Genomic DNA, 25,526 nt, shown 5'->3' with positions numbered 1-25,526 from the left:
CGGCCGACCGATCCCGTACACCGAAGAACGCCGGAGAAGGACCATGCGACGCCACAGCGCCCACCTCACCCATGACCATTCCGTGCTCCCCTGGCTCGGTGCCAACTTCTGGTCCCGCACAGGGGGTCCGCTGATGTGGCGGAACTACGAGCCGAAGACGGTGCGCGAGGAGCTGGCCGTCCTGCGGGAGCACGGGCTGACGATGACCCGGTCGTTCTTCTACTGGCCGGACTTCCACCCGGAGCCGGGGAGGATCGACGAGGAACTGTGCGACCGGTTCCGGGACTTCCTCGACGCCCATACGGAGGCGGGGATGGGGACCGTGCCGACGTTCATCGTCGGCCATATGTCCGGGGAGAACTGGGACCCGGTCTGGCGCGGGGGGCGTGATCTCTACGAGGACGTGTGGCTCGTCGGGCGGCAGGCGTGGTTCGTCTCCCAGATGACCCGTCGGTTCAAGGACCACCCTGCGGTCACGGGCTGGCTGATCACCAACGAGATGCCGGGCTACGGGCGTGTCTATCAGGTGGACCCGCCCTCCAGTGATGTGGTCACCGCCTGGGCGCAGTTCATGTGCGACGCGGTGCGTGCGGCGGGCGGGACGCAGCCCGTCTCGCTGGGCGACGGGGCGTGGGGCATCGAGGTGACGGGCCGCGACAACGGCTTCTCACTGCGGGACACGGCGGAGTACGTGGACTTCGTGGGGCCGCACGTCTACCGCTCGGACACGGACCGGCCGCGCCAGCACTACCGGGCCGCGTTCGAGTGCGAGCTCGCGGCGGTGACCGGGCAGCCGGTCGTGCTGGAGGAGTTCGGGCTCTCCACCGACACGGTCTCGGCGGCGAACGCGGGGGTCTTCTACCGGCAGACGCTGCACAATTCGCTGCTCGGCGGGGCCACGGGCTGGATCGCGTGGAACAACACGGACTACGACGACCTCTGGGACCAGTCCCCGTACGACCACCACCCCTTCGAGATGCATTTCGGCATCACCGACCACGTGGGGCGCCCGAAGGAGCCTCTGCGCGAGCTGGCCTCCTTCGCCGCGGTGCTGAAGCGGGTGGACTTCGCCCGCTGCCGCCGCACCGACGCCGACGCCGCACTGGTGGTGCCCGCGTTCCTGGAGCGCGGCTACCCCTACAGCCGGCCCGCCGACCGGCCGCTGATCTTCACCTCCCTGCATCAGGGGTACGTGGCGGCGCGCGGCGCGGATCTGCCCGTGGCCTTCGCCCGGGAGGCCGACGGTCTGCCGGACGACGCGGCACTGTACCTGCTGCCGTCGACCCGTCAGCTGACGACCCGCACCCGGCGGGCGCTGGAGCGGCGGGCCCGTGAGGGGGCCACCGTCTATCTGTCGTTCTGCTCGGGCGAGCACCCGGGGACGCGCGGCCCGTGGTTCGACGACCTGGACGGGCTGTTCGGCGTCGAACTCCAGCTCTCCTACGGGGTGGCGGAGCCGATCGAGGACGATGTCCTGGAGATGACGTTCGCCGAGGACTTCGGGTCCATCGCGGCGGGCGAGACGCTGGTCTTCCCGGTCGCGGGGAACGAGGACAGCCGCGCTTACCTGCCGGTGGTGCCGACGGGGGCCCGGGTCGTCGCCACCGACGCGCACGGCCGCCCGGCGCTGCTGTGCCACGGGACGGGCGAGGGCCGCACCGTGCTCGCGACCTACCCGCTGGAGCACATGGCCGCCCGCACGGCCCGCGCGAACCCCGAGCAGACGCACCGGCTGTACGCGGCGCTCGCCGAGGTCTCCGGGGCGGCACGGCCGGTGACGGTGGACAGTCCGTACGTCGCCGCCGACACCCTCGTCCGCGAGGACGGGACGCGGTACGTCTGGCTGGTGAGCCAGTCCGAGGCGGAGCTGAGCGTACGTCCGGTGGCGGACGGCGAGCTGCATGAGCTGGAGGGCGGTGAGCCGGTGCGGGACGTGGTGATGGCCCCGTACGGCGTGCGTGTCCTCGAACTGCGCTGACCGGCCCGGCCGTTCCCGCCGTACGACCGTCCTGCCCTGCTTCCGGCCGAGGAGATCCGTGCCATGACCGATGACCCGCTGTTCCGCGACCCCGCTGCGCCTGTTGCCGCCCGGGTGCGGGACCTGCTGGGCCGGATGACCCTGAACGAGAAGGTGGGTCAGGTCAACCAGCGGATGTACGGCTGGGACGCGTACGAGCGGACGGCGACCGGTCATCGGCTCACCGAGGCGTTCCGGGCCGAGGTGGCCGCGTACGACGGGATGGGCGCGCTGTACGGATTGCAGCGCGCGGACGCCTGGTCGGGTGTGACGGCGGAGTCGGGCATCGGGGCGGCGGAGGGTGCGCGGGTGTCCGACGCCGTCCAGCGTCATGTCGTGGAGCGGACCCGCCTCGGCATCCCCGTCCTGCTGGTGGAGGAGATGCCGCACGGGCTGCAGGCCCTGGACGGCACCCTGTTGCCGGTCAATCTGGCGGTCGGCGCGACGTGGAATCCGGAGCTGTACGAGGAGGCGGTCGCACTCGCGGCGGCACAGCTCCGTTCGCGGGGCGGGCATGTGGCCCTGGTGTCGGCGCTCGATCTGGTGCGGGATCCGCGCTGGGGACGTGCCGAGGAGTGTTTCGGTGAGGACCCGTATCTGGCGGCCCGGTTCACCGAGGCGCTGGTACGCGGGGTGCAGGGGCCGCCGGACGAGCGGATCGGACCGGACCGGGCGGCGGTCGTGCTCAAGCACTTCGCGGGGCAGGGCGCGGCGGTCGGCGGCCGCAACAGCGCGGCGACCGAGCTGGGCCTGCGTGAACTGCGGGAGATCCACCTGGAGGCGGCTCTGGCGGGGGTGCGGGCGGGGGCTGCCGGGGTGATGGCCGCGTACAACGAGTTCGACGGCCTGCCGTGTGCGGCGAACCGGGATCTCCTCACCGGGATCCTGCGCGAGGCATGGGGTTTCACGGGTGTGGTGATGGCCGACGGCCTGGCGCTGGACCGTTTGGTGCGGCTGGCCGGGAATCCGGTCGCCGCCGGGGCGATGGCGCTGGCGGCGGGGACCGATCTGAGCCTGTGGGACGGCTGCTTTCCGCGGCTGGCCGAGGCCGTCGAGGGCGGGCTGGTCGACGAGGCGGTCCTCGACGCGGCCGTGGGGCGGGTCCTCGCGCTGAAGTTCCGGCTCGGACTCTTCGAGCGGCCGTACACAGGAGACCGGCCGCCGGCCGCCGGGCCGGAGCGGCTGAGCGAACGTATCGCCCGGGAGTCCGTCACGCTGCTGGCCCACGACCGCGTCACGCTGCCGCTCACCGGCGGGGCCCGCATCGCGGTTCTCGGCCCGAACGCCGACTCCGTACCGCAGCAGATCGGCGACTACACGGCGCCTCAGCGTCCCGGCACCGGTGTGAGCGTCCTCGACGGGCTGCGGGCGGCGGCCCCGCCGGGCACGGACGTCGTGTACGCGCGGGGCTGCGGGCTCGTCGGGGGTGACCGGTCGGCCCTCCCCGAAGCGGTCGCGCTCACAGCGGGGGCGGATGTCGCGGTGGTGGTGCTCGGCGGGTCGAGTGCACGGGAGGCGGAGACGCGCTTCGATGCCAATGGGGCGGCCGTCGTTACCGGCGGCCCCGGTGGGATGACCTGCGGCGAAGGAGTGGATCTGGCGGACCTCTCGCTGCCGGAAGGTCAGTTGGCCCTGCTGGAAGCGGTGGCCGCCACGGGTACGCCCGTGGCGGTGGTGCTGGTCCAGGGGCGGCCGCACGCGCTGCCGGACCTGGCCGGCCGCGTGGGGGCGGTGCTCAGTGCGTGGTATCCCGGACCGTGGGGCGGTCGGGCGGTGGCCGACGTGCTCTTCGGCGTGGCGGAGCCGGTGGGCCGGCTCCCGGTGTCGGTGCCCCGGTCGGCCGCCCAGCTGCCGGTCTTCTACAACGGGAAGGACCACGGCTACCGGGGCTACGTCGACCAGCCCGCCACCGCGCGGCACGCCTTCGGCCACGGGCTGACGTACAGCTCGGTGGAGTACGGCGTGCCGCGGCTGTCCCGCTCGGCGGTCGGGGTGGCGGAGTTCGCCGGTGAGGGCCGTGCGGTGACTCCCCCGCCGGAGCGCGGTGGCGGGTGCGGCACGGGGCGCGACGGCAGGTCTGGGCTCGGCGGCGGGCCGCAGCGGGATGACGGCCCGGGGGCCGGTGGCGGGCCGAGGCCGGTTCACGGGCCGGTCGTGTGCTCGGTCGAGGTGCGCAACACGGGTGAGCGGCCGGTGCGGGAGACGGTCCAGCTCTACGTACGCCGGATGCTCGGCGGGTCGTCGTGGCCCCGGGTACGGGAACTGCGCGGGTTCGGCCGGGTCGCCCTGGCACCCGGGGAGCGGGCGGAGGTCTCCTTCACGGTGGACGCGGGGGTGCTGGCGTCCGTGTCACGTTCGGGACGACGGGTGGTGGAGCCCGGGGAGTTCACGATCGAGGCGGGTCCCTCCTCGGACCGTGCGCAGGGCGTGCTACTCACGGTGCGGGCGTCTGCGCCGGAGGCGTGCCCCGGCGCAGAAGCTCCTGGCCCTTCGCGTCGGTCCCCGTAGACCTCGGCGCGGTCGATACGCGGATTAGGAAGGTGCGCGTACCGGTGAAGGTCGCCGTGGCGCCCGCCCGGTCGCTCCACGGGGCGTCGTGGGCGGGCCGGGGCGCCGTCAGCGTGTCGGTGCCACCATGGAGAGGTGACCTCGCACGAACAGCGGAGCGTCCGGCGTCTGGAGCAGGCGATCCTCGACCTGCTGGAGCGGCGTGGGCCGACCGCGACCATCTGTCCCTCCGATGCCGCACGCTCGGTGTACGGGGGCGACGACGACGGCTGGCGTTCGCTGATGGAGCCCGCACGCGAGGCGGCTCGGCGGCTGGTCGGAGCCGGCCGGGTCGAGATCACCCAGGGTGGCCGCCCGGTCGAGCCGGACGGGGCCCGGGGGCCGATCCGGATCCGCCGCGTCCGCTGACGGCTTCGGAGGCGTACGGACCGATCCCAGGGAGGCGGTCCCTCCTCCGGTGCATCGTGGCTCGCCGGGGGAGGACGGAGATCTCTCGTCGTACCGGGTCAGCCCGTGTAGCCCTCGGCACGGTCGATGCTCACGTGGGACGCCCGGGCTGGGAGTTGTGCGGCCGGTCATGCCAACGAGTTCAGCTCGACCCGACCGATATCCGGCCCTGTTGGGCCACGCGACCACGTGTCCCCCTCGTCGGCGCACAGGTGTGCGATAGATTCCCCGTCATGACGGGACCCGCATCGTTCTCCTGGCCGCCCGCCCCGATCGGAACGGCACGGCTCGTGCTCCGTGAATCCGAGGCCCGGGATCGTGCGGCGTTCGTCGAGTTGTTCGCATCGCCGGAGGTGCGCGCCTACCTCGGTGGCCCCCACCCGCGGGACGAACTCGAACGCGCGGTGCCCGAGGTGCCGGGGCGGCGGCCCGGGCTTTTCGTCGTGGAGCTCGATGGCGCAATGATCGGCACGGTCACCCTCGAACAGCGGGACCCCGAGCGTCCGGGCCGGCTCCGTCCGGACGGCGGCGGCACCGAACTCGGCTACATGTTCATTCCGGAGGCGTGGGGGTCGGGGTATGCCGCCGAGGCATGCGCCGCCGCGCTCGACTGGTTCGCCGCAGCGCGTCCCGATGAGCCGGTGGCCCTCTGCACCCAGGTCGCCAACGCTCCCTCGATGCGCCTCGCGCTCAAGCTGGGGTTCACCGAGGTCACGCGGTTCGAGGAATTCGGCGCTGAGCAGTGGTTCGGTGTGTGGAGCCCGGTCGCAGCGCATCAGCGGTGAGGGTTCAGTCGGCGGCGCGCGTGTGCACGCTGACCGCGTAGCCGCCGCCGTCGCCATAGAGGTCGCCGCTCCACGTCGAGTAACGCTGCCGCAAGGCCAGTCCGGCCCGGGCGCACCACTCGTCGAACTCGGCGAGGGTCACCGGCGCTTCCTCCAGCGGGAGGTGGGCCGCGTCCAGTCCCATGCCCGTGACCAGCAGACCACCCGGGCGCAGTACGGCGGCCAGTTGTCCGACGACGGCCGGTCCGGTGCCGGGGGCCAGGAGAGGGATGACGTTGCCGGCTGCGAGCACGAGGTCGAAGTCCGTGTCCAGGCCGAGGGTGTCCAGCCGGGCCAGATCGCCGAGGAGCCAGTCCTGTGCGGGCGCCTCGCGGTGTGCGACGGCCAGCATCGAGGCGTCGACGTCCACGCCGGTGCAGTGGTGGCCCAGTTCGGCGAGCCGGATCGCGATGCGGCCGGTGCCGCAGCCCGCGTCGAGCACACGGGCCCCGGGCTTCAGCAGCGCGGTGCAGAAGGTGGCTTCGCCGTGGACGTCATGGCCCGATGCGGCGAGCCGGGCGAAGCGCCGCGCGTACTCCTCCCCCGCCTGTCCACCGGTCAGTTCCGCCCAACGGTCGCGTTGCCCTGTCATGTTTCCGCATGCCTTCCGGTTCGCTCTTCCCCCAGCGGGAGCATAGGCGAGCCGCTCACCCCGGAGCCCCGTTCGGTCCGGTGGAACAGAGGGTAGCGGCCCCTGCGGTCAGCCCCTGGGTTCTTGGGGCTTCTGCCCCCACGCCGTGAGCATCCCGGCCGACAGCGCGGCGCACGCCTCGCTCTCCAGGTACCGGGCCGCGGCGTCGATGCCCGCGTCGTCGACCAGGCCGGTGGAGAGCATGGCTTCCCTGCTGCGCTGCCAGGTGTCGGCCCAGAAGCGGCTGATGGCGCTGCCCGGCACCAGCGGAGGGACGTGGATCTCCGCTGCCACGTGGTCGAGCCCGGCCCCGCGCAGGAGGTGCGGGTACGACGGAACCGAGGAGACGTCGGTGCCGATGGTGGCCCGCAGCCCTTGCCACATCGCCCGCATCGCTGTGGCGTACGGGGTCGCCGGTGCCCGCTCACTCGTCAGGTCGACCGCGTCGCTGAGCACCAGCACGCCGCCGGGCTTGAGGAGTTCGGCGAACCGGCCGATCAGGCGGTCCCGCTCGGGCAGATGCATCAGCACGAACCGCGCGTGGACGAGCTGAAAGGAACCGGGGGCGAAGTCGGGGGCGGTGACGTCGGCCCGAAGCGTCCGGAGGCCGGGGGCGGGGCGTGCGTCCAGGAAGCGCACGTCGCGGTCCACGGCGAGCACGCTCGCCACCCCGGCCTCGCCCAGCAGCCGGCGGGAGACCGTGCCCGTTCCGGCTCCGATGTCGAGACAGCGCCATCCCGGTCCGGCGCCGAGCGCCCGGAGCCGGGCCATCGTGATGTCGTCGTACGCGAGCGCACCGAAGTCGATGCGCTCCGCCTCCCCCGCCCGGTCGGGGCGGAAGAACGCCTCGCCGTAGCGGCCCTCGCCCGGCGCGTCCCCGGGAGGAGAGGGGTTCACGCCGTCACCGGTACGGCACCGGACCGGGCGCCCCTGTTCCGTCCTGGCCTTCGGCCGCCGACGGCGGGGGTCGGCGGGTCGTCGAGCAGTTCCATGGCCGGGCCTCTCCACGCGACAGGGGTGGTGCGGGCGGCCCCGGTCCCGGGCCGCCCGCGGTCATCCTTCACCGGCCGGCGTCCGTGCGGCCGAGGCTCGCCGAGGCTGAGGCCGATCGGTGCACGGCGGGACGCCGGCGAGGGTGCGCGGCGTGCCGGTCGGACGAAGGTGCGCGCGGCGGCGGGGGTCTGCTGTAACGGCCCCGTGGGCCCTGCGCGAAATCGGCTTCAGGTTCCCTTCAGTTCGGGCTGTTAGAGTGCAGTCCTGCGGCGGTAATTCGCCGAGCGGCTATGACAGTTCGTTCTGCGGGCCGAATCGACCGGGACAAGGAGCGTAGGAATGCGCTGCAGGGAGATGCTGGCCCTCTACGCCGGTATCGCCGTGCTCCTGATGATTTCCGCGTTCTCCCTGGGCTCCTCCTCCCAGGCCCTGGCAACCGTCGACGCCGCAGCGCATTCCGGCGACCGTGCCGTGTCCGTGTTCGACACATCAGGTCCGAATGTTCCGCTGGACGGTGTGGACGGTGACGTCACGCTCCAGCAGCGCCACAAAGCGGGAAGTACGACGACGACGTCCCCCGTTCAGGCAGGCGTCCCTTCCTCGGCACCGGATCTGCACGACTGCCCGGCAGGCGTCTCCCCGCACCATGCTTCGCCTTCGGGATCGCGCGTCCCTGCCCAGGCCCGAATTCTTCGCTGCTGAGCGAGCTCGTCCGATCACCCCAGTGACCGTCCGGAATGTGAGCGCTGATCTTCCGCTCGCCGGCATGGGCCGTCGCGCCTCGTTCCGTAAGCATCTCGCCTACACGTTTCCTCTTTCGTCTTTCATATTTCTGAGCCCTTTCTCAGCCCGTGGGCTGCGGAATTCCTTCGCGATACGGGCCGTACGGGATACCCGAAATCGATGACTCAGTCCTGGAGCAGCCGTACATGTACCACTTCCCCCTCGCCTCGGAACCGACGAGCGGTATCGCGGGGTGGGCGACCAGCCTCGTCGACACCATGGGCGGTCCCGGGGCCGGGCTGGCGATCGCCCTGGAGAACCTCTTCCCTCCGCTGCCGAGCGAGATCATTCTGCCGCTGACGGGCTTTGCCGCGGGGCAGGGAGTGATCAGCCTGTTCTCCGCCCTCTTCTGGACGACGCTCGGGTCGGTGGTGGGTGCGGTCGCGCTCTACTGGATCGGAGCCGCCTTCGGCCGGGAGCGCATGTACGCCCTGTGGGATCGGCTCCCTCTGGTGAAGGTCACCGACCTGGAGAAGACCGAGCGATGGTTCCTCAAGCACGGCAGGAAGGCCATCTTCTTCGGCCGGATGATTCCCATTTTCCGTAGCTTGATCAGTGTCCCGGCAGGCGTCGAGCGGATGCCTCTGCCGATCTTCGTCCTCTTCACCACGCTGGGCAGCTTCATATGGAACTTCGTTCTCGTGATGGCCGGGTATCTGCTGGGTGACCAGTGGGACCTGGTGGAGCGTTACGTCGGGGTGCTCTCCAAGGTGGTGCTCGGGCTGGTCGTAGCGGCCCTCGTCGTGTGGATCGTTCGCAGGGTGCGTGCCCGGCGGGGCGAGCGGCAGACCGACCACGTATGACCGTTTTGCAGGCATGACCGTATAGGGGGCCGCGCGGTGCGCGGCCCATCGATCCGATCGACAAGGTGGCTGGACATGGCAATGTGGGATCGTCTCAAGGACCAGGCCAAGGGGCTGCAGCAGCAGGCGCAGGGCGCGAGGGGCCCCGCCGGTCAGCGGCAGCCCGGAACCGGGGGCCCGGGGGCCTCGGGAGGTTCGGGGGGTTCGAAGGAGAAGCTGGTCGGGCTGCTCAAGTCGCAGCTCGGCTCCCTCAAGACGGAGCTGAAGAGCGGTGCTTACCGGGACGCCAGTATGGCGATGTGCGCGCTGGTCGCGGCCGCCGACGGTTCTGTCGACCCCGCCGAGCGGCACCACGTGGAGAACCTGATTCTGCAGAACGACGTCCTGCAGAACTTCCCCCCCGAGCAGCTGCGGCAGCGGTTCAACAAGCACGTCGACCAGCTGACGTTCAACTTCCAGCAGGGCAAGGCCGACGCCATGCAGGAGATCGCCAAGGCGGCGAAGAAGCCGGTGGAGGCCAAGGCGGTCGTCCAGACCGGCTTCGTGATCGCCGGCGCGGACGGGTACATCGCCCCGGCCGAGGCGCAGGTTCTGCGGGAGGCGTGCATGGCGCTCGGTGTCTCCCCGCAGGAGTTCGGCCTCTGAGCCGTCCCGGGCCACAGCACCCGGTCCTGGTTGCCGGGCGGCGGGCAGCCTGACGGGCGTCGGAGTGACCGGAGCTGCTCTCCGACGGCCCGTCCGGTTCGGGCGGCGCACGGCACAACCTTGGGCGTTCCTTGATCGTCAAAGGACTGCCGGGGTATCCCACGCCCCGGCAGGAGTGCACCCTGCCCGGTCACTGGAGAACCATGAGACCCGTCTTCGTCCGTCCGCTCGTACGCTTCGGCACTGGCGCCGTCGCGACCGCCGGCATCCTGTTGGCCGGTCTGTCCGCACCGGCGTCCGCCGCCGAGTCCGACCAGCTGTGGATCGCCGCGCCGTACGCGAAGAACCTGCAGATGGGCACCGAGGTCGGTACCCCGGTCGAGGTAGGTCTGTACCACGACAACGACACCTTCACCGTCACGGACGGCCGCCTGACCGTCGACGCCTCCGGGCTCGCGGGTGTGGCCGAGGTGACCTGGCCCGAGAACTGCGCACCCAGCGGAACGACCGCCGTGTGCACCGTCGCCCAGGTGCCGGTGATCGGCCCGGACTACAGCCCTCAGGTGCTGCTGGACGTGCACGCCGCCGACGGTGCCGAGGCGGGAGCGCGGGGCCGGATCACGTACGCGGCGACCGCGACGGGTGGCCCGGAGGGGACGCTGGAGGCTCCGCTGGACTCCTTCGAGACGACCCTCACCGTGGCCTCCGGCCCCGACCTCGCACTGGACGGGCTCGACCCGGTCGAAGGCGCCACCCCTGGGACGGTGCACACGGCGCCGCTCACGGTGACCAACGAGGGGGCGGAGCCCGCCCGGGGCTTCACTCTCGGGATGACCGCGTCGTACGGCCTGGGCTTCGACTCGCGGTACGACGCGTGCACGTACACGCGGACGGGCGGCGACTACGCGCCCATGTCCCATGCCGAGTGCGCCTTCGACCGGGTGCTCCAGCCCGGTGAGAGCTTCACCCTGCCGCAGCCGCTGCGGATCGCCCTGGCGGACCACGCGTTGCGGGAGCGCCTCGACGTCGAGGTGCGGCCCGTCGGCGGGGTCGCGGACATCGATGACGGGAACAACTACCGGATCCTCGAAGTGGACGCGGTGAACACGGCCGACTTCGCGGTGCGCGGTTCCCGGGTCGCCGGCGCCGTCGGCGAGACCGTGAAGGCCTCGCTCACCTTCCGCAACAAGGGGCCGGGCTGGCTCGGCAATCTCGGTTCGGGTGACTCGGTCGCCCTGGTCGATTTCACGGCCCCCGAGGGTGTCACCGTCACCCGCGCACCCGCCGGGTGCGACCCCCGCACGTCGGCCGGCGGCAGCTACCGGGCGGGGCGTCTCGGCGCTCCGCGTTACGTGTGCGAGATGCCGTACTGGGTGCTGGAGAACGCCGTGCGCACCTTCCGCTTCGACCTTCGTATCGACGCGGTCGTGCCGGACGCCAAGGGGCGGGTCGCCCTGCGTCCGGTGATCACGGGGACCGCATTCCTGCACGACCCGAGGCCCGGCAACAACACGGGCTGGGTGACGGTCAACCCGACCCCCGCCGCGTAGCGGCCGGGACCCGGCGGGGCGGGTGTCTCACTCCCCCGCCAGGTCCGGCACCGTGGTCCGGCGGCCCGGTCCGGACCCGGTGTCCCGGCCCGTCCGTCGCCGTCGGCGGTCGTCGGGGTTCAGTCGTCGGTGAGGGCGACCGCCCCGACCGGGCAGGCCCGCGCGGCTTCCCGTACCAGCGGGTGGTTCTCCGTCACCGCCGGGCGGTCGGGGAGCATCTCACTGAACCCGTCGTCGTCCTGGGTGAACACGTCCGGCGCGGTCAGCGCGCACATGCCGGCCCCCACGCAGCGTTCCCTGTCGACCCGGATGCCCATGCCCCTCACCAGGCCACGGGGAGTTCGAGCAGGCCCTGGATGGTGTCGCCGGGTTTGTGCCGGATCTCGTCCGCGGGTACGGCCAGCCTGAGGGCCGGCAGCCGCTCGAAGAGGGTGCGCAGGGCGATGTCGAGCTCGGTCCGGGCCAGGTTCTGGCCCAGGCACTGGTGGACGCCGAAGCCGAAGGCGAGATGGTGGCGGGCGGACCGGTCCCAGTCCAGCGTCTCCGGATGCTCGAACACGTCGGCGTCGCGGTTGATGAGCGAGGTCGAGAAGAAGACGCCCTCGCCCTTGCGGATCGTCGTCCCGTCCACCTCGATGTCCTCGGCCGCCAGCCGTTGCAGACCTTCGGCGATGGAGAGGAAGCGCAGAAGTTCCTCGACCACTGCGGCCGTCGTCGTCTCTCCGGACCGCAGCGCCGCCAGTTGACCGGGATGGCGCAGCAGCGTGAACGTGCCGAGCGAGATCATGTTCGCCGTCGTCTCGTGTCCCGCGACGAGCAGGATCAGCGCGAAGGAGACGAGGTCCTCCCGGCCGACGGGCCCGTCCGGGTGGTCCCGGTGGATCAGTTCGTCCAGCAGCCCGTCCCCAGGTTCCGCGCGCTTGCGGTCGATCAACGCACCCAGATAATCCTCCAGTTCGATCCGTGCGCCGTCCACATCGCTCGCGGCGGGGCCGCGCAGCAGGCGGCGCGAGCAGCCTTCGAAGAACGCGTGGTCGGCGTAGGGCACGCCGAGGAGTGCGCAGATCACCATGGACGGCACCGGCAGCGCGAAGTCGGCGACCAGTTCGGAGGGCGGCCCCTGCCGCTCCATCGCGTCCAGGAGCCCGTCCACCGTCTCCTGGATCTGTGGGCGCAGCGCGGCGATCCGCTTCACGGAGAAGCTCGGGATGAGCTTCCTGCGCTGGGCGTTGTGCTCGGGGTCGTCGACGCCGAGGAGCGCCACGCGCCGCTGCCGCGTCTGCGTGAACCGCTCGGCCGGAATCGGGAAGCCGGGGTGGGTGCGGTCGGTGGAGAGCCGGGGATCCGCCAGGAGGCGACGGGCGAGCGCGTGCCCGGTGACGGCCCAGACCGGGCGTCCGTCGAAGAGCGTGACCCGGCTCAACGGGCCCTGCGCACGCAGCGGTTCGTAGCCGGTGGGCGGGTGATAGGGGCACTCACGGTCCTGCGGGAACGGTGGCGCGGGGGTCGATTCGGTGGCGGTGCCGGTGCCGGTGAAGGCACGGTCCTGGCGGGCCGGTTCCGTCGTGGATTCCGTCATGGAGCGGTCGCCTCGCAGTGCTCGGTGATAGGTGCGAAGCGGGTCACTCCGCACCTCACCGCCAATTGGATGCCTCAGGCACCTACCCGGTCGACGTGTGGACCGGCCACATCGCGGAGCCTCAGATCTGGCCGGTGTTTTTCGCACATGATCGAACACCTGCGCATCCCCTCAGGCCGGGAGGGATGAGCGGACGAGCTTCGGTGCGGAGCGCCGGCATACGCGGGCCCGAATCCGTTCACCAGACTGTCCGGAACCATTCAGTCCGCGCCGCTCCGGGTAGCCGCCGAGCGGCCGCGGAACGCCCATCAGGTCACGCGGTGACCTTGGCGATGAACGCGGCGAGATTCGCCACGGTCCGCTCGATCTGCTGCTCCAGGGTGAGGGACTCACGCAGCCGCCCACCCACCCCCGCGTCCTTCTTCCCGCGCACGTAAAGCGAGCAGGCGAGGTCGGTGCACATGTAGGCGCCGACCGAGTTGCCCTGCTTGCCCGCCTTGCCCGGCTTGGGGGCCACCAGCAGGGAGACTCCCCCGGTGTGGACGGTCACGCACATCGAGCACATGCTGCGGCGGGTCTGCGAGGAGCCGGCGGCGGTCGAGCGCAGCTGGATGCCTGTGAGGCCGTCACCGGACTCCATCACCACGTAGGCCCGGTCGGGAGCCTGGGGGTCGCGCCAGCCCAGGAAGTCCAGGTCGCCCCAGGGCCGGTCGGCCAGGTCACGGGGGACGGACAGGCGCTTGGCCTCGCCCTTGGAGCAGTTCACGAAGGCGCTGCGGATCTCTCGCTCGGTCAGGGGTTTCATGAGATCCACGCTAATTTGCCTAAGACTATTAGGCAAATGTATATTCCTTTAGGCAACCATGGGGACGTGTTCGGAGGGTGGAATGGCACGAGCGGGACTGGCCGCGGAGCGCGTGGTGCGGGCGGGCGCCGAGCTGGCGGACGAGATCGGCTTCGAGCAGGTGACGCCGTCGGAGCTCGCCCGGAAGCTGGGCATCAGGACCGCGAGCCTGTATTCGCACGTCAAGAACGCCCACGACCTCAAGACCAGGATCGCCCTGCTGGCCCTGGAGGAACTCGCCGACCAGGCGTCGGCGGCCATCGCGGGGCGGGCGGACAGGGACGCGCTCGGCGCCTTCGCCAACGCCTACCGTGACTACGCGTTCCAGCACCCGGGCCGCTTCGCCGCCGCCCGGTTCCGCCTCGACGCGGCCACGGCGGCCGCGAGCGCGGGCCCGCGCCACTCCCGGATGACACGGGCGCTCCTGCGCGGCTACGACCTGCCCGAGCTTCAGGAGACGCACGCGGTGCGGCTCCTGGGCAGTGTTTTCAACGGCTACGTGGAGCTGGAGATGGCGGGCAGTTTCAGCCACAGCGCCCCCTCCTCCGAAGAGAGCTGGACGGAGATCCTCGACGCGCTCGACTCTCTGCTGCGCAACTGGCCCGCTTCTGCTTCCTGACCCGGACGCCCCTCCCCTCGCGACGAACGAAGAGACCGAGAACATGACCACCCGGCACAACTGGACGACGACACCCATCAGCTCCGACATCCTGCGCGGCGCGCTCGACCTGGAGCAGACCCAGCGCGGAGTGCTGCCGCACCGGCTTCCCACCCGGGCACGGCAGCAGATCACCGACGGCCAGCTGGCCATGGCCGAGTCGCAGCCCTCAGGGGTCCGGCTGGCGTTCCGTACCCGGGCCACCGCCGTCGAACTGGACGTGGTGGCCACCAAGCGCGTCTACGTCGGAGCGCCGCCGCGCCCCGACGGTGTGTACGAACTTCTCGTGGACGGCCGCCTCGTGGACCGCGCCAGTGCCTCCGACGGCGACACGTTCACCATCGACATGTCCGCGGGGACGGCTCAGACCAGGCCGGGGCCGATGGAGACGCTCCGGTTCACCGGTCTGCCGGACGGCGAGAAGGACGTCGAGATCTGGCTGCCCCACGACGAGACGACGCTCCTGGTCGCCCTGCGCACCGACGCTCCGGTCGGCAGTCCCCGGCCGAGCGACCGCCCGGTCTGGCTGCACCACGGCAGTTCCATCAGCCACGGCTCCAACGCCACCACCCCGACCGGCACCTGGCCCGCCCTGGCCGCGGCCTCCGGCGGCGCCGAACTGATCAACATGGGGTTCGGCGGCGGTGCACTGCTCGACCCCTTCACCGCCCGCGCCATGCGCGACACCCCCGCCGACCTGCTCAGCGTCAAGATCGGCATCAACATCGTGAACGCCGACCTGATGCGGCTGCGCGCGTTCGGCCCGGCCGTCCACGGCTTCCTCGACACCCTGCGCGACGGGCACCCCACCGCGCCGCTGCTGGTGATCTCACCGATCTGCTGCCCCCTCCACGAGAACACCCCGGGGCCGCTCGCCCCGGACTTCCGCGCGATGAGCGAGGGGCGGGTGGGCTTCACAGCCACCGGCGACCCGGCGGAGGTCGCCGCGGGGAAGCTCACTCTGACCGTGATCCGGGACGAGCTGGCCCGGATCGTCGGGGAACGCGCGGCCACCGACCCCCATCTGCACCACCTCGACGGGCTGGACCTCTACGGCGCGGACGATCACGCCGAGCTGCCGTTGCCCGACGGTCTGCACCCGGATCCCGCCACCCACCGGCGAATCGCCGAACGCTTCGCCGGGCACGCCTTCGGCCTCGGTGGGCCCTTCGCTCCGCAGGAGCGGTAATGCCGAGCGCCCGGTCACCGGTCGGCTCCGCGCCGGGCGCCTCGTCCGCCGGTCGGCGGGGAGCCGAACACTCCGTTGCCGGTCGGCGGGGAGCCGGTTCGGAGCGAGCCCGGCTCCCCGCCTTTCGCCGTACGGCCGGTTACGGGGCGTCCACCAGGATGCGACCGTCGGCCGGGACGAGGGAGGCGAGGCCGCCCGCGTAGGCGGACTCGACGCGAGACCGCTCGGCCGCGTTCGGAACCGCGTTCTTGCAGCTCGTACCGGCGCTGGAGCCCGACATCAGCTGCGAGCAGGGGCCGGGCTTGGTGTCGGGCAGGCCCAGGCTGTGACCGAGCTCATGGGCGGCGATACGGGTCTTGTCGTGGCCCTGGGTGACCGCCTGGCTGCCCAGCTCCACCCGGGCCTGGCCGCCGGGGCGGACCGGGCCGAGCGTGGCCTGCGGCCAGCCGCTGGTGGCCACGATCTGTATCTCGGCGCGCGTGCCGGGCGCGGCCTCGACGAGCTTGACGTTGCCGACGTGTCCGTTCCAGGAGGCGACCCCTGCGGCGATCGCCGCCTCCCAGCCGCCGGCCCGGCTGTCGTCGTAGCGGAGCGTCACCACGGCTGCCGTGTTCTCCGCGGCCGGGTCCGGCGCGGGAGCGGCGTGCGCCGCCGTGGCCGAGGCCAGGGTGAGCGCCACGGCGACGCCGGCCGCCTTGAACCATCTGGAATCCAGCATTGTTCGTCCCTTCACTCATGGGGGGCTCGGCTCCTCGCGGAGCCGGGCGAGTGGGAGAAACAGCCGGTTCACGGGGAACCGGGCGGCCTCGATGGCCGGTTGCTGTTCCTCCCGGGCCGCAGGACGTATGCCGCGATCAGACCTTGGTCATGCCCCTGTCACGAAATGAGGCCGGAAACCGACCCTTGCCCCGTGGTGGCGCGAGACCGACGACATCGGGAGCCGTTTCCGTACCCTGGAGGGCATGCGCATGCGACCCACCCTGAGCTGGACCTCGGCCGAGGAGCTGCCGCCGGGCACCACGGACCTGGAGCCGGTCGCCGAGGCGCTGCGCGCTGGTGGTGTCCTGGTCCTGAGCGGGGCGGGCATCTCGACGGAGTCGGGCATCCCGGACTACCGGGGCGAGGGCGGGAGCCTGAGCCGCCACACCCCCATGACCTACCAGGACTTCACAGCCGATGCCGGGGCCCGTCGCCGCTACTGGGCCCGCAGCCACCTCGGCTGGCGTACGTTCGGCCGCGCCCGGCCCAACGCCGGCCACCGGGCCGTGGCCGCGTTCGGGCGGCAGGGACTGCTCTCGGGCGTGATCACCCAGAACGTCGACGGGCTGCACCAGGCCGCGGGCAGCGAAACGGCCGTGGACCTGCACGGACGTCTGGACCGGGTCGTCTGCCTCTCCTGCGGCGCCTTCAGCCCGCGCCGCGAGCTGGCGGACCGGCTGGAGGCGGCCAACGAGGGATTCGCACCGGTGGCCTCCTCGCTGAACCCGGACGGCGACGCGGACCTCACGGACGAGCAGGTCGGGGACTTCCACGTGGTGCCCTGCGCCGCGTGCGGGGGCGTCCTCAAACCGGACGTGGTGTTCTTCGGTGAGGCCGTGCCGCCGGAGCGGGTCGAGCACTGCCGCACGCTGGTCCGCGAGGCGCGCACCCTGTTGGTCCTGGGCTCCTCGCTGACCGTGATGTCAGGGCTCCGCTTCGTCCGCCAGGCCGCCGATGCCGGTACGCCCGTGCTCATCGTCAACCGGGATGCCACCCGGGGCGACCGGCACGCCGTGACCCGTATCGCCCTACCGCTGGGAGCGGCCCTCACCGCCGCGGCGGGCCGGCTGGGTGTTCACGTCCCCGCCCAAGCCGCCGACGCGACGACAGAACCCGCGTAGCGGGCGAGGCGCGCCTCCCCCGCCCTTCCCCGTCACTCTGCGCACGCGGGATATTACCGATATAGATGCTTATGGGCAGTTTTCTGCTCGGGCAGTCGGGTACCCCACTGAGAGGCGGCTTCCCCGCCTCATCCCATCCGACCCTCACACCGCCCTCCGAGGCCGTCGACAGAGCAAGGAGCAACCGTGCCTTCAGTACCGTCCATCACCCTCAACAACGGTGTGACGATCCCCCAGCTCGGCTTCGGGACCTTCCAGATCCCGCCGGACGAGACCTGCGAGACCACGGTCGCCGCTCTGGAGACCGGCTACCGGCACATCGACACGGCGCAGATGTACGGCAATGAGAAGGAGGTCGGCCAGGCCGTCCGGGAATCCGGGCTCGACCGGGCCGACGTCTTCGTCACGAGCAAGCTGAACAACGGGGCGCACGCACCCGACGAGGCGCTCCGGGCGTTCGACCGCTCCCTGGAGGAGCTGGGCTTCGACTACCTGGACCTCTTCCTCATCCACTGGCCCCTGCCGGGCGGTTCGGGCGACTTCGTGGAGACGTGGAAGACGCTGGAGGAGATCTACCGGTCCGGGCGCGCCAAGGCGATCGGGGTCTCCAACTTCCAGGAGAACCATCTGCGTCGGCTGCTGGACAGCAGCACGGTGGTGCCCGCCGTCAACCAGATCGAGGTGCATCCGTACCTCACGCAGGAGCCTCTGCGGGCCTTCGGGGCGGAGCACGACATCGCCACGGAGGCGTGGTCGCCCATCGCCCAGGGCAAGGTGCTCTCCGACCCGGCGATCGCGCGGATCGCCGAGCGGGTGGGCAAGACCCCCGCGCAGGTGGTGCTGCGCTGGCATCTGCAGCGTGGGGACATCGTGTTTCCCAAGTCCGTGACGCTGAAGCGCATCCAGGACAACTTCGCGCTCTTCGACTTCGAGCTGACCGAGGGGGACATCGGCGAGATCGCCGCCCTCAACCGTGACGAGCGCACCGGGCCCGACCCGGACACGTTCAACGGCTGACCCGGACGGGGAGTACGGCGGGCCCGGCACCGGGGAACATCTCCGGTGCCGGGCCCGCCCGGCGTACGTACGCGACGAACCCCACCCGCGTACGCACGCGTCGATCCCTACCGTGCGAACTTCCTCAGGTCCTCGGCGAGCGAGCTGATGGCCGCCGGATTGCGCGGGCTCTCGACGAGGTCCACGTAGTCGAGGACGACGATCCGGTCGTTCTTGATCGCCGATACGCCGGCGAGCGGCTTGTAGGACTTCAGGAACTTCCGCTTCTCGTCCGCGCCGGTGTCGCCGTAGTTGTTGATGACGATGACCTCGGGGTCGCGGTCGACGACCGTCTCCCAGCCCACCGTGGTCCAGCTGTCCTTGAGGTCCTTCATGATGTGGTCGCCGCCGGCCTTGGTGATGATGTCGTGCGGTCCGGCGTACGCGCCCGAGGTCAGCGGCTTGTCCTTCCCGTCGTCGTACAGGAAGACGCGGAGGCGGTCGTCCCCCGTCGCCGCCTGGGAGCGCGCGTCGGCGACCTCCTTCCGGAAGGACGTGATGAGGGTGTTCGCCCGGTCCTCCACGTCGAAGATCTTCCCGAGGTTCCGCAGGTCGGTGTAGAGCGCTTCGAGCGGGGGCATGACGCCGCGGGCCTTGCCCTGTCCGTTCCGGCACGACTCGCTGAGCAGGTAGGAGTCGACGCCCACGCGCTTCAGTTCGGCGGGGGTGAAGCCCTCGCCCTCGTTGAATCCGTAGTTCCAGCCGGCGAAGACCAGGTCGGCCCGGGCGTCGAGGACCAGTTCCTTGTTGATGCGCTCCTTGGAGAGCCACTTGGTCTTCTTGTAGCCGTCCTTCCAGGGGACGGCTGTCATGTCGCCCTTGTCGTCGGGCATCACGTATCCGGCCATGTGGTCCTCGAGTCCGAGGGCGAACATGATCTCGGTGATGCCGACGTCGTTGGTCACGACGCGCTGCGGGGCCTTGTCGTAGCGCTTCTTCTCACCGCAGTTCTCCACGGTCACCGGGTAGTGGCGGTCGGCCTGTGCGGAGGTGTCCTTCCCGTCGGCTTGCGATGTGACGTCCGCTCCGCAGCCGGTGAGGGCCAGGGCGGCGGCGAGGGCGAGGGCCGCGGGGCGCAGGAGGTGGGGCATGGAGGCGGGTCTCCTTCAGGAGGCGGGACGGGCCGGGGGAAGGTCGAAGAGCAGTTGCAGCGCGCCGGTTTCGGGGTGTGTCACGCGGTGGGCCCGTACGCCGAAGACGTCGGCCAGCAGTTCGGTGGTCAGGACGTCGTGCGGCGGTCCTGAGGCGATGATCCGGCCGCTGTCGATGACGTGGACGATGTCGCAGTGGAGGGCGGCGAGGTTCAGGTCGTGCAGGGCGGTCAGCACGGTCAGGCCGCTGCCCCGGACCAGGGCGAGGACTTCCAGTTGATGGGCGATGTCCAGGTGGTTGGTGGGCTCGTCGAGCACCAGGACCCGGGGCTGCTGGGCCAGCGCACGGGCGATCAGGACGCGCTGCCGCTCACCGCCGGAGAGGGTGAGGAAGCCGCGTTCGGCCAGGTGTCCCGCCCCGACTCCTTCCAGCGCATCGTCGCAGCGGCGGCGGTCCTCGTCGGTCGTGCGGGCCATCGGCCCCTGGTGCGGCAGACGGCCCATGGCGACGATCTCGGCGACGGTGAAGTCGAATTCGGCGACCGCGTCCTGCGGAAGTGCGGCCAGACGTCGGGCGCCTTCCCGGGTGGAGAGGGCGTGGAGGTCCTCACCACCGATCCTGACGGCGCCGGCGGACGGTCGCAGAGCCCGGTAGACGCAGCGCAACAGGGTTGATTTCCCGCTGCCGTTGGGGCCGACCAGGCCGACGAGCTGCCCGTCGGCCGCGCCCAGGGTGACCTGGTCCACCAGGCGTGCGCCGGCGATCTCGACGGTGAGCGCGTCGATGTCGATCCGCATCAGATGCCCCCGAAGGAGTAGGCGCGCCGGCGCATGAGGAGGATGAAGCAGGGAACGCCGATGACCGCGGTGAGGACGCCCACCGGCAGTTCGGCCGGCGCGAGCACCACGCGCGAGAGGATGTCGACCCAGATCAGCAGGACGGCTCCCGCGAGGGGTGCGGCGGCCAGGAGCCGCCGGTGGTCGGCGCCGACCAGCATCCGGGTGGCGTGCGGGACCATCAGGCCGACGAAGCCGATCGCCCCGCTGACCGCGACGACCGCCCCGGTGACGGCCGCGGAGACGAGGAAGAGTTCCCTGCGCAGTCTCCCGGGGTCGACGCCGAGCGCGGCGGCGGTCTCGTCGCCCATGGCGAGGGCGTTCAGACGCCGCGCCGACCAGCCGAGGTGGGCGAGGCCGACGAGCACCGCCCCGGCGGCGATCGGCACGGCGGCCCAGTTGGCCCCGCTCAGGCTGCCGAGCAGCCACATCATCGCGGAGCGGGCCGCTTCCCCGCGCTCGGCCGCGAACACCATGAACGTGGTGACGGCGGAGAAGCCGTAGTACATCGCGGTCCCCGTCAGCACGAGCCGGAGCGGGGTGAGACCGCGTTCGGTGCGGGCGACCGCGTACACGAGCAGCATCGCGAGGAGCGCGGAGGCGAACGCCGCCGTGGACAGCGCCCAGATGCCCAGTGCGCCCAAGGCCCCGAAGATGAGGACGGCGTTGGCGCCGACCGCCGCGCCCGAGGAGATGCCGAGCACGAACGGGTCGGCGAGCGCGTTGCGCACCATGGCCTGGACGGCGACGCCGATGGCCGACAGACCGGCGCCCACGACAGCGGCCAGAACAGCTCGTGGCAGGCGCAGTTCCCAGACGATGGTGTAGGCCGGGACCTCGTCGGGGTCGATCGGTCCGCCGCTGAGCCCCGCCCACAGGTAGCGCGTCACCTCGGCCCAGGAGAGCCCCGAGGCCCCGAGTGCCGCCCCGCAGACGAGCGAGAGGGGAAGGGCGAGGGCCAGGCCGGTCAGGAGCAGCGGCAGGGGGACGCGGCGGGGCGGGGCCGGTCCGGAGCCGACGCGCGCGGGGCTCGGCGGCTTGGCGGGTATGCGGTCGAGAGACGTGGCCACGGCCGGTCGCTTTCGCCTCGGGCCGTGCGTCGCGCAAGGAGGAGCGGCCCCGGACGGCGGCCGTCCCGCGCAGCGCCCTTTTCGCAGTCCACGGCGAATGGTCAGGAGCCTTCTGTGCCGCGGGTGATCGGGCTCACGGACCGGGGGTCCGTCTACCGTTGCGGGTCAGCGCCGGATTTCGACCGGACTTCCCCCGTGGCGAGTCCGCAGCCTAGCGCGTGTGTCGGTCCCGGCCTCGGGGAGGGCCGGGGCGGGGCGGGGGCCGTCCTCGGCGTTCATCACGTTCATCGCGTTACCAGCTGACGCGGGCCGCCACGGACCGGTGGTCGCTGCCGGTGGCGGGCAGCACCCAGGCGCTCTCCGGTTTCACGCCGCGTACGAGGATCTGGTCGATCCGTACCACGGGGAACGTGGCCGGCCAGCTGAAGCCGAAGCCAGCCCCGGCCGCCTCCTGGGCCGAGTCCATCCGCGAGGTGATCCCGGCGTACGCGCGGTCGTCCAGCGTGCCGTTCAGATCGCCGAGCAGCACCACCCGCTCGTTCTCCTCGGCGGCGACGGCCTGACCCAGCGACTGCGCGCCGGCGTCCCGCTGGCCCGACGACAGTCCGGCCCTGGGGTTCACGCGTACGGACCCGAGATGGGCCACGTACACCGCCAGCGGCCCGTGGTCCGTCGTCACCGTGGTCCGCATCCCCCGGTTGTAGGCCATCTTGACCTCGGCGGGCTTGGCGTCCCCCAGCGGTCCGGCGTCCATCTTGACGTCGACCGGGCGGGTGTCCGACAACGGGAACCTGCTCCACAGGCCGACCGTGCCCTGCACCGTGTGGTGCGGGTAGGCCTGCGCCAGTTCCTTCTCGTACGTCCCCCGGGCCCGGGCGGGCAGCTCCTCCAGGGCCAGCACGTCCGCACCGGAGCGGGCCAAGGAGCGGGCGGTGCCGGCCGGGTCGGGGTTCTCCGCGCCGACGTTGTGGGAGGCCACCGTGAGGTCGCCGCCCGGGTGCGACTTGTCGGTGAGCAGTCCGCCGAAGAGGTTCAGCCAGGCCACGACCGGCAGAAGCAGGGCGATCACCGCGGTGGCGGAGCGGCGCAGCAACGCGCCGGCCAGCAGCAGCGGGACGAGCAGGCCGCACCAGGGCAGGAAGGTCTCGACCAGGCTGCCGAGGTTCCCGATCCGGTTCGGGATGCTCGCGTGCAGCAGCAGGAGCAGGCCCAGCAGCAGCGCCGCCGTCGCGAGGACCCGGCCGCGGCGCCAGATGCCCGAGGCTCGGGGTGTTCCGGGGGTTCCGGGCGTGCGCGACGTGCCCGGTTTCTCCGCCGTGTCGGACGCCTCTGTCGTCCGTGCCTCGGCGGCCACGTCTGCCGTGTTCCCGGTGTCCACCTGCGTCGCCATCGTCTGTCCGCGTTCGGTGCCGGTCACTGTCGCATCCTCGGGTCCTGGGTGGGGTCGGCGTACATGCGCGGGCAGCCTCGGTCCGCCGCGTCCGTGCGCAGCTCGAAGTGCCAGGGCTCGTTCCGGTAGATCCGGCACAGCCCGTACGCGGAGCCGTGTTCGGAGAGCCGGTCCGTCGCCCTGTCGGGCCCGATGTCGACCGCGTCCCCCGCCACGTGGGGAGAGGTCGTCGCGGTGGCGACCCAGCGGGCGGCCCCGGCCTCGGAGCCGTGCTGCGCGACCGCCTTGCGGAGCAGCTCCTCCTGGTACGCGGCGGACCGCCAGCCGCTGTTGACGGTGAACGCCACTCCGTCGTCCGTCGCGTCCTGTGCTGCCCGGCGGAGGGCGTCGAGCAGCTCCGCGTCGAGGTTGGCCACCGCCGGAACCTCGTCGTCGAGGACCGTCACACCGTCGGGCACGACACCGTCGGGCACGACACCGTCGGCCTCGTCGGGCGCGCCCCGGCTCTCGCTGTGCGGGGCGTGCGAACGCGGCCGGTCGGAGAGGGACGGGGCGGGCAGGAGGGTCGAGGAGTCCTGGCCGGGGGTGGCCGCCGAGTCCGAGGAGGGTGTCAGCAGCGGGTGGCCGATGGCCACGACGATCGCTGCCAGGACGGCCACCAGGCCGACGACAAGAGGTTGACGGAACCGGAGGGTCGACGTACGCGCCGACGGCGGGGGTCGAGTCATGCTGCCCACTCAAGGCGGCGCGGAGTTGCCGTCGCGTATGAGCTTTTCGATACGCCGACGATATGCGGCGACTCCTACCATCAGGGACATGCGTGTGCTGATCGTCGAGGACGAGCCCTATCTGGCAGAAGCCATCCGCGACGGTCTGCGTCTCGAAGCGATCGCGGCCGACATCGCGGGCGACGGCGACACCGCGCTGGAGCTGCTGAGCGTCAACACCTACGACATCGCCGTCCTCGACCGCGATGTGCCCGGTCCTTCCGGCGACGAGATCGCCCGGCACATCGTCGCCTCCGGCAGCGGCACCCCGATCCTCATGCTCACCGCCGCCGACCGGCTCGACGACAAGGCCTCCGGGTTCGAACTCGGCGCCGACGACTACCTCACGAAACCCTTCGAGCTCCGGGAACTCGCCCTCCGGCTCCGGGCGCTCGACCGCGGACGGGCCCACAGCAGGCCGCCCGTACGGGAGATCGCGGGGCTGCGGCTCGACCCGTTCCGCCGGGAGGTGTACCGGGACGGCCGGTACGTCGCGCTGACCCGGAAGCAGTTCGCCGTGCTCGAAGTCCTGATCGGCGCCGAGGGTGGTGTCGTCAGCGCCGAGGAACTCCTCGAACGGGCCTGGGACGAGAACGCCGATCCCTTCACCAACGCCGTGCGCATCACCGTATCGGCTCTGCGCAAACGCCTTGGAGCACCCGGGATCATCGCGACCGTTCCCGGCGTCGGCTACCGCATCGAACCGGCTGCCGGCGCCGGACGGGGCGACGAAGAGAACGGAGAGAGCCGTGGCTAGGAACGAGCGGACCGCGGCCGGGGCCGCGGGGACGGTCGTCGCGCCGGAGAGGGCCGTGGTCAGGCGGCCCGGGTTGAGCGTCCGCCTCAAGCTCACCCTGAGCTACGCCGGGTTCCTCATGGTCGCGGGAGTTCTGCTGCTCGCGGCGGTGTGGGTGTATCTCCTCCAGTACGTTCCCGATGACTGGAACCAGCGCATGCTGTACGAGAACCCCAACCGTCAGCTCCTCGCGTACACCTTCGCCCCGGCGGCGGGTACCGTGCTGGCGATCCTTCTCGTCTTCGGGCTCGTGGGCGGATGGTTCCTGGCCGGCCGGATGCTCGCCCCGCTGACCCGGATCACGGAAGCCACCCGCACGGCCACGCACGGATCGCTGTCGCACCGGATCCGGCTGCCCGGCCACAAGGACGAATTCCGTGAACTCGCGGACGCGTTCGACACGATGCTCGCCCGGCTGGAGGCGCACGTCGCCGAGCAGAAGCGCTTCGCGGCCAACGCCTCCCACGAGTTGCGCACGCCGCTCTCGGTCTCCCGGACGCTGCTGGAGGTGGCCCGCGCCGATCCGGACCACGACACCGGCGAGATCATCGACCGCCTCCATGCCGTCAACAGCCGGGCGATCGACCTCACCGAGGCGCTGCTCCTCCTCAGCCGGGCGGACCGGCGTTCCTTCATCCGGGAACGTGTCGACCTGTCACTGCTCGCGGAAGAGTCCGCCGAGAGCCTCCTTCCCCTCGCGGAAGAGCGCGGCGTCACCCTGGAGACGCGGGGCGGCATCGCCGCCACGACCGGATCGCCGGCGCTTCTGCTGCAGCTGACCACGAACCTCGTGCACAACGCCATCGTCCACAACCTGCCGGAAGGGGGCACCGTCCAGGTCACGACGAGCGTCCGCGCCGGGAGCGTGGTGCTGGCGGTCGAGAACACCGGTGTCCCCTTCTCCGCCGAGCTGGTCTCGACGCTCACCGAGCCGTTCCAGCGGGGCGCCGAGCGACTGCGCACCCACCACGCGGGGGTCGGCCTCGGCCTGGCCATCGTCGAGACCATCGCTCGCGCACACGACGGGACGCTCCTCCTCACCCCGCGCGCCGGCGGCGGGCTGCGCGTCACGGTGGAACTCCCCTCGGTCGCCGGGAGCGGGGACGGGAGACCGGCGCGAGCTCTTCCCTCCCCCTGAAGCGACGGGGTGCGGACCAGTTGCGGCAGG

The 25,526-nt window shown here is 71.6% G+C and carries 25 protein-coding genes; 14 read left to right on the top strand and 11 right to left on the bottom strand.

Translation table 11 applies throughout. From position 1 onward, the window contains the following. The first annotated feature begins 43 nt into the window (after positions 1-43). The 4 genes from WQO_RS33315 to WQO_RS33300 all read left to right on the top strand — a co-directional run bounded on the left by WQO_RS33315 (position 44) and on the right by WQO_RS33300 (position 5,757). Complete coding sequence (locus tag WQO_RS33315) at positions 44-1,978, top strand: glycoside hydrolase 5 family protein (RefSeq protein WP_010062505.1); 1,935 nt, start codon at positions 44-46, stop codon at positions 1,976-1,978. A gap of 63 nt (positions 1,979-2,041) precedes the next feature. Next, positions 2,042-4,525: a glycoside hydrolase family 3 N-terminal domain-containing protein gene (locus tag WQO_RS33310; protein WP_010062504.1), complete on the top strand. Its 2,484-nt coding sequence runs from the start codon at positions 2,042-2,044 to the stop codon at positions 4,523-4,525. A 135-nt stretch (positions 4,526-4,660) separates the two neighbouring features. After that, positions 4,661-4,933 (top strand): DUF3253 domain-containing protein, encoded by a 273-nt coding sequence (locus tag WQO_RS33305; RefSeq protein WP_010062502.1) that lies wholly within the window; start codon positions 4,661-4,663, stop codon positions 4,931-4,933. Positions 4,934-5,205: 272 nt separating this feature from the next. Next, a complete protein-coding gene (locus tag WQO_RS33300) occupies positions 5,206-5,757 on the top strand; it encodes a GNAT family N-acetyltransferase (protein ID WP_010062501.1) in 552 nt (183 codons plus the stop codon). Positions 5,758-5,761: 4 nt separating this feature from the next. Here the strand turns inward: WQO_RS33300 and WQO_RS33295 are convergent, their stop codons facing one another. Together WQO_RS33295 and WQO_RS33290 are read right to left on the bottom strand one after the other, a co-directional pair. Beyond that, positions 5,762-6,388, bottom strand: a complete 627-nt coding sequence (locus WQO_RS33295; protein WP_010062500.1) for a class I SAM-dependent methyltransferase — start codon at positions 6,386-6,388, stop codon at positions 5,762-5,764. A 108-nt stretch (positions 6,389-6,496) separates the two neighbouring features. Then, positions 6,497-7,324: a class I SAM-dependent methyltransferase gene (locus WQO_RS33290; protein WP_010062499.1), complete on the bottom strand. Its 828-nt coding sequence runs from the start codon at positions 7,322-7,324 to the stop codon at positions 6,497-6,499. Positions 7,325-7,774: 450 nt separating this feature from the next. Here WQO_RS33290 and WQO_RS33285 point away from each other — a divergent pair, with 450 nt between their 5' ends. The 4 genes from WQO_RS33285 to WQO_RS33270 all read left to right on the top strand — a co-directional run bounded on the left by WQO_RS33285 (position 7,775) and on the right by WQO_RS33270 (position 11,201). Continuing rightward, entirely contained in the window at positions 7,775-8,122 is a 348-nt protein-coding gene (locus tag WQO_RS33285) for a hypothetical protein (RefSeq protein WP_237274194.1), read from the top strand. A 227-nt stretch (positions 8,123-8,349) separates the two neighbouring features. After that, on the top strand, positions 8,350-9,006 hold the full coding sequence (locus WQO_RS33280) for a DedA family protein (protein WP_010062498.1): 657 nt from the start codon (positions 8,350-8,352) through the stop codon (positions 9,004-9,006). Between the two features lie 75 nt (positions 9,007-9,081). Beyond that, the gene (locus WQO_RS33275) at positions 9,082-9,651 is read left to right on the top strand and encodes a tellurite resistance TerB family protein (protein WP_029182479.1); all 570 of its coding nucleotides are present in this window, start codon (positions 9,082-9,084) and stop codon (positions 9,649-9,651) included. A gap of 203 nt (positions 9,652-9,854) precedes the next feature. Then, complete coding sequence (locus WQO_RS33270; RefSeq protein ID WP_010062495.1) at positions 9,855-11,201, top strand: COG1361 family protein; 1,347 nt, start codon at positions 9,855-9,857, stop codon at positions 11,199-11,201. A 119-nt stretch (positions 11,202-11,320) separates the two neighbouring features. Here the strand turns inward: WQO_RS33270 and WQO_RS33265 are convergent, their stop codons facing one another. From WQO_RS33265 to WQO_RS33255, 3 genes are all read right to left on the bottom strand, one after another. Then, positions 11,321-11,518 (bottom strand): ferredoxin, encoded by a 198-nt coding sequence (locus WQO_RS33265; protein ID WP_010062493.1) that lies wholly within the window; start codon positions 11,516-11,518, stop codon positions 11,321-11,323. A 5-nt stretch (positions 11,519-11,523) separates the two neighbouring features. After that, positions 11,524-12,780 (bottom strand): cytochrome P450, encoded by a 1,257-nt coding sequence (locus WQO_RS33260; RefSeq protein ID WP_010062491.1) that lies wholly within the window; start codon positions 12,778-12,780, stop codon positions 11,524-11,526. Positions 12,781-13,093: 313 nt separating this feature from the next. Further along, a complete protein-coding gene (locus tag WQO_RS33255) occupies positions 13,094-13,585 on the bottom strand; it encodes an FBP domain-containing protein (RefSeq protein ID WP_010062490.1) in 492 nt (163 codons plus the stop codon). 82 nt (positions 13,586-13,667) lie between these two features. On the opposite strand from WQO_RS33255, the gene WQO_RS33250 reads away from it, so the two are divergent. Both WQO_RS33250 and WQO_RS33245 read left to right on the top strand, forming a co-directional pair. Next, positions 13,668-14,243, top strand: a complete 576-nt coding sequence (locus tag WQO_RS33250) for a TetR/AcrR family transcriptional regulator (RefSeq protein ID WP_010062489.1) — start codon at positions 13,668-13,670, stop codon at positions 14,241-14,243. 43 nt (positions 14,244-14,286) lie between these two features. Next, on the top strand, positions 14,287-15,471 hold the full coding sequence (locus tag WQO_RS33245; RefSeq protein WP_010062488.1) for a GDSL-type esterase/lipase family protein: 1,185 nt from the start codon (positions 14,287-14,289) through the stop codon (positions 15,469-15,471). A 139-nt stretch (positions 15,472-15,610) separates the two neighbouring features. Here WQO_RS33245 and WQO_RS33240 read toward each other — a convergent pair whose 3' ends face one another. Continuing rightward, positions 15,611-16,189 carry a snapalysin family zinc-dependent metalloprotease gene (locus WQO_RS33240; protein ID WP_058954185.1) on the bottom strand — a complete coding sequence of 193 codons (579 nt, stop codon included), beginning with the start codon at positions 16,187-16,189 and terminating at the stop codon, positions 15,611-15,613. A gap of 244 nt (positions 16,190-16,433) precedes the next feature. Between WQO_RS33240 and WQO_RS33235 the strand changes: the two genes are divergently transcribed. Together WQO_RS33235 and WQO_RS33230 are read left to right on the top strand one after the other, a co-directional pair. Beyond that, positions 16,434-17,351: an NAD-dependent protein deacetylase gene (locus WQO_RS33235; RefSeq protein ID WP_079055618.1), complete on the top strand. Its 918-nt coding sequence runs from the start codon at positions 16,434-16,436 to the stop codon at positions 17,349-17,351. 186 nt (positions 17,352-17,537) lie between these two features. Next, on the top strand, positions 17,538-18,368 hold the full coding sequence (locus WQO_RS33230) for an aldo/keto reductase (RefSeq protein WP_010062484.1): 831 nt from the start codon (positions 17,538-17,540) through the stop codon (positions 18,366-18,368). A 107-nt stretch (positions 18,369-18,475) separates the two neighbouring features. Here WQO_RS33230 and WQO_RS33225 read toward each other — a convergent pair whose 3' ends face one another. The 5 genes from WQO_RS33225 to WQO_RS33205 all read right to left on the bottom strand — a co-directional run bounded on the left by WQO_RS33225 (position 18,476) and on the right by WQO_RS33205 (position 23,523). Continuing rightward, entirely contained in the window at positions 18,476-19,498 is a 1,023-nt protein-coding gene (locus WQO_RS33225; RefSeq protein WP_010062482.1) for an ABC transporter substrate-binding protein, read from the bottom strand. Positions 19,499-19,513: 15 nt separating this feature from the next. Then, positions 19,514-20,296 (bottom strand): ABC transporter ATP-binding protein, encoded by a 783-nt coding sequence (locus tag WQO_RS33220; RefSeq protein ID WP_010062481.1) that lies wholly within the window; start codon positions 20,294-20,296, stop codon positions 19,514-19,516. After that, entirely contained in the window at positions 20,296-21,405 is a 1,110-nt protein-coding gene (locus WQO_RS33215) for a FecCD family ABC transporter permease (RefSeq protein ID WP_010062480.1), read from the bottom strand. Before WQO_RS33215 ends, WQO_RS33220 begins: the two co-directional genes overlap by 1 nt. A 292-nt stretch (positions 21,406-21,697) precedes the next feature. Continuing rightward, on the bottom strand, positions 21,698-22,822 hold the full coding sequence (locus WQO_RS33210; protein ID WP_010062479.1) for an endonuclease/exonuclease/phosphatase family protein: 1,125 nt from the start codon (positions 22,820-22,822) through the stop codon (positions 21,698-21,700). Beyond that, positions 22,819-23,523, bottom strand: a complete 705-nt coding sequence (locus WQO_RS33205) for a M15 family metallopeptidase (RefSeq protein WP_050992338.1) — start codon at positions 23,521-23,523, stop codon at positions 22,819-22,821. Before WQO_RS33205 ends, WQO_RS33210 begins: the two co-directional genes overlap by 4 nt. Positions 23,524-23,611: 88 nt before the next feature. Here WQO_RS33205 and WQO_RS33200 point away from each other — a divergent pair, with 88 nt between their 5' ends. Beyond that, positions 23,612-24,319, top strand: a complete 708-nt coding sequence (locus tag WQO_RS33200; RefSeq protein ID WP_032748930.1) for a response regulator transcription factor — start codon at positions 23,612-23,614, stop codon at positions 24,317-24,319. Positions 24,320-24,392: 73 nt separating this feature from the next. After that, complete coding sequence (locus WQO_RS33195) at positions 24,393-25,496, top strand: sensor histidine kinase (protein WP_058954184.1); 1,104 nt, start codon at positions 24,393-24,395, stop codon at positions 25,494-25,496. Positions 25,497-25,526: the final 30 nt, after the last annotated feature.

It is taken from the genome of Streptomyces globisporus C-1027, assembly GCF_000261345.2.
Classification (GTDB): Bacteria; Actinomycetota; Actinomycetes; order Streptomycetales; family Streptomycetaceae; genus Streptomyces; species Streptomyces pakalii.
This window is presented reverse-complemented; position numbering and strand designations above follow the sequence as displayed.

What these genes read in the sequence shown, in the direction of transcription:
- WQO_RS33315 (WP_010062505.1), top strand. Translation starts at nt 44, where the DNA reads ATGCGACGCCACAGCGCCCACCTCACCCATGACCATTCCGTGCTCCCC.
- WQO_RS33310 (WP_010062504.1), top strand. Translation starts at nt 2,042, where the DNA reads ATGACCGATGACCCGCTGTTCCGCGACCCCGCTGCGCCTGTTGCCGCC.
- WQO_RS33300 (WP_010062501.1), top strand. Translation starts at nt 5,206, where the DNA reads ATGACGGGACCCGCATCGTTCTCCTGGCCGCCCGCCCCGATCGGAACG.
- WQO_RS33295 (WP_010062500.1), bottom strand. Translation starts at nt 6,388, where the DNA reads ATGACAGGGCAACGCGACCGTTGGGCGGAACTGACCGGTGGACAGGCG.
- WQO_RS33285 (WP_237274194.1), top strand. Translation starts at nt 7,775, where the DNA reads ATGCTGGCCCTCTACGCCGGTATCGCCGTGCTCCTGATGATTTCCGCG.
- WQO_RS33280 (WP_010062498.1), top strand. Translation starts at nt 8,350, where the DNA reads ATGTACCACTTCCCCCTCGCCTCGGAACCGACGAGCGGTATCGCGGGG.
- WQO_RS33275 (WP_029182479.1), top strand. Translation starts at nt 9,082, where the DNA reads ATGGCAATGTGGGATCGTCTCAAGGACCAGGCCAAGGGGCTGCAGCAG.
- WQO_RS33270 (WP_010062495.1), top strand. Translation starts at nt 9,855, where the DNA reads ATGAGACCCGTCTTCGTCCGTCCGCTCGTACGCTTCGGCACTGGCGCC.
- WQO_RS33265 (WP_010062493.1), bottom strand. Translation starts at nt 11,518, where the DNA reads ATGGGCATCCGGGTCGACAGGGAACGCTGCGTGGGGGCCGGCATGTGC.
- WQO_RS33260 (WP_010062491.1), bottom strand. Translation starts at nt 12,780, where the DNA reads ATGACGGAATCCACGACGGAACCGGCCCGCCAGGACCGTGCCTTCACC.
- WQO_RS33255 (WP_010062490.1), bottom strand. Translation starts at nt 13,585, where the DNA reads ATGAAACCCCTGACCGAGCGAGAGATCCGCAGCGCCTTCGTGAACTGC.
- WQO_RS33250 (WP_010062489.1), top strand. Translation starts at nt 13,668, where the DNA reads ATGGCACGAGCGGGACTGGCCGCGGAGCGCGTGGTGCGGGCGGGCGCC.
- WQO_RS33245 (WP_010062488.1), top strand. Translation starts at nt 14,287, where the DNA reads ATGACCACCCGGCACAACTGGACGACGACACCCATCAGCTCCGACATC.
- WQO_RS33240 (WP_058954185.1), bottom strand. Translation starts at nt 16,189, where the DNA reads ATGCTGGATTCCAGATGGTTCAAGGCGGCCGGCGTCGCCGTGGCGCTC.
- WQO_RS33235 (WP_079055618.1), top strand. Translation starts at nt 16,434, where the DNA reads ATGCGCATGCGACCCACCCTGAGCTGGACCTCGGCCGAGGAGCTGCCG.
- WQO_RS33225 (WP_010062482.1), bottom strand. Translation starts at nt 19,498, where the DNA reads ATGCCCCACCTCCTGCGCCCCGCGGCCCTCGCCCTCGCCGCCGCCCTG.
- WQO_RS33220 (WP_010062481.1), bottom strand. Translation starts at nt 20,296, where the DNA reads ATGCGGATCGACATCGACGCGCTCACCGTCGAGATCGCCGGCGCACGC.
- WQO_RS33205 (WP_050992338.1), bottom strand. Translation starts at nt 23,523, where the DNA reads ATGACTCGACCCCCGCCGTCGGCGCGTACGTCGACCCTCCGGTTCCGT.
- WQO_RS33200 (WP_032748930.1), top strand. Translation starts at nt 23,612, where the DNA reads ATGCGTGTGCTGATCGTCGAGGACGAGCCCTATCTGGCAGAAGCCATC.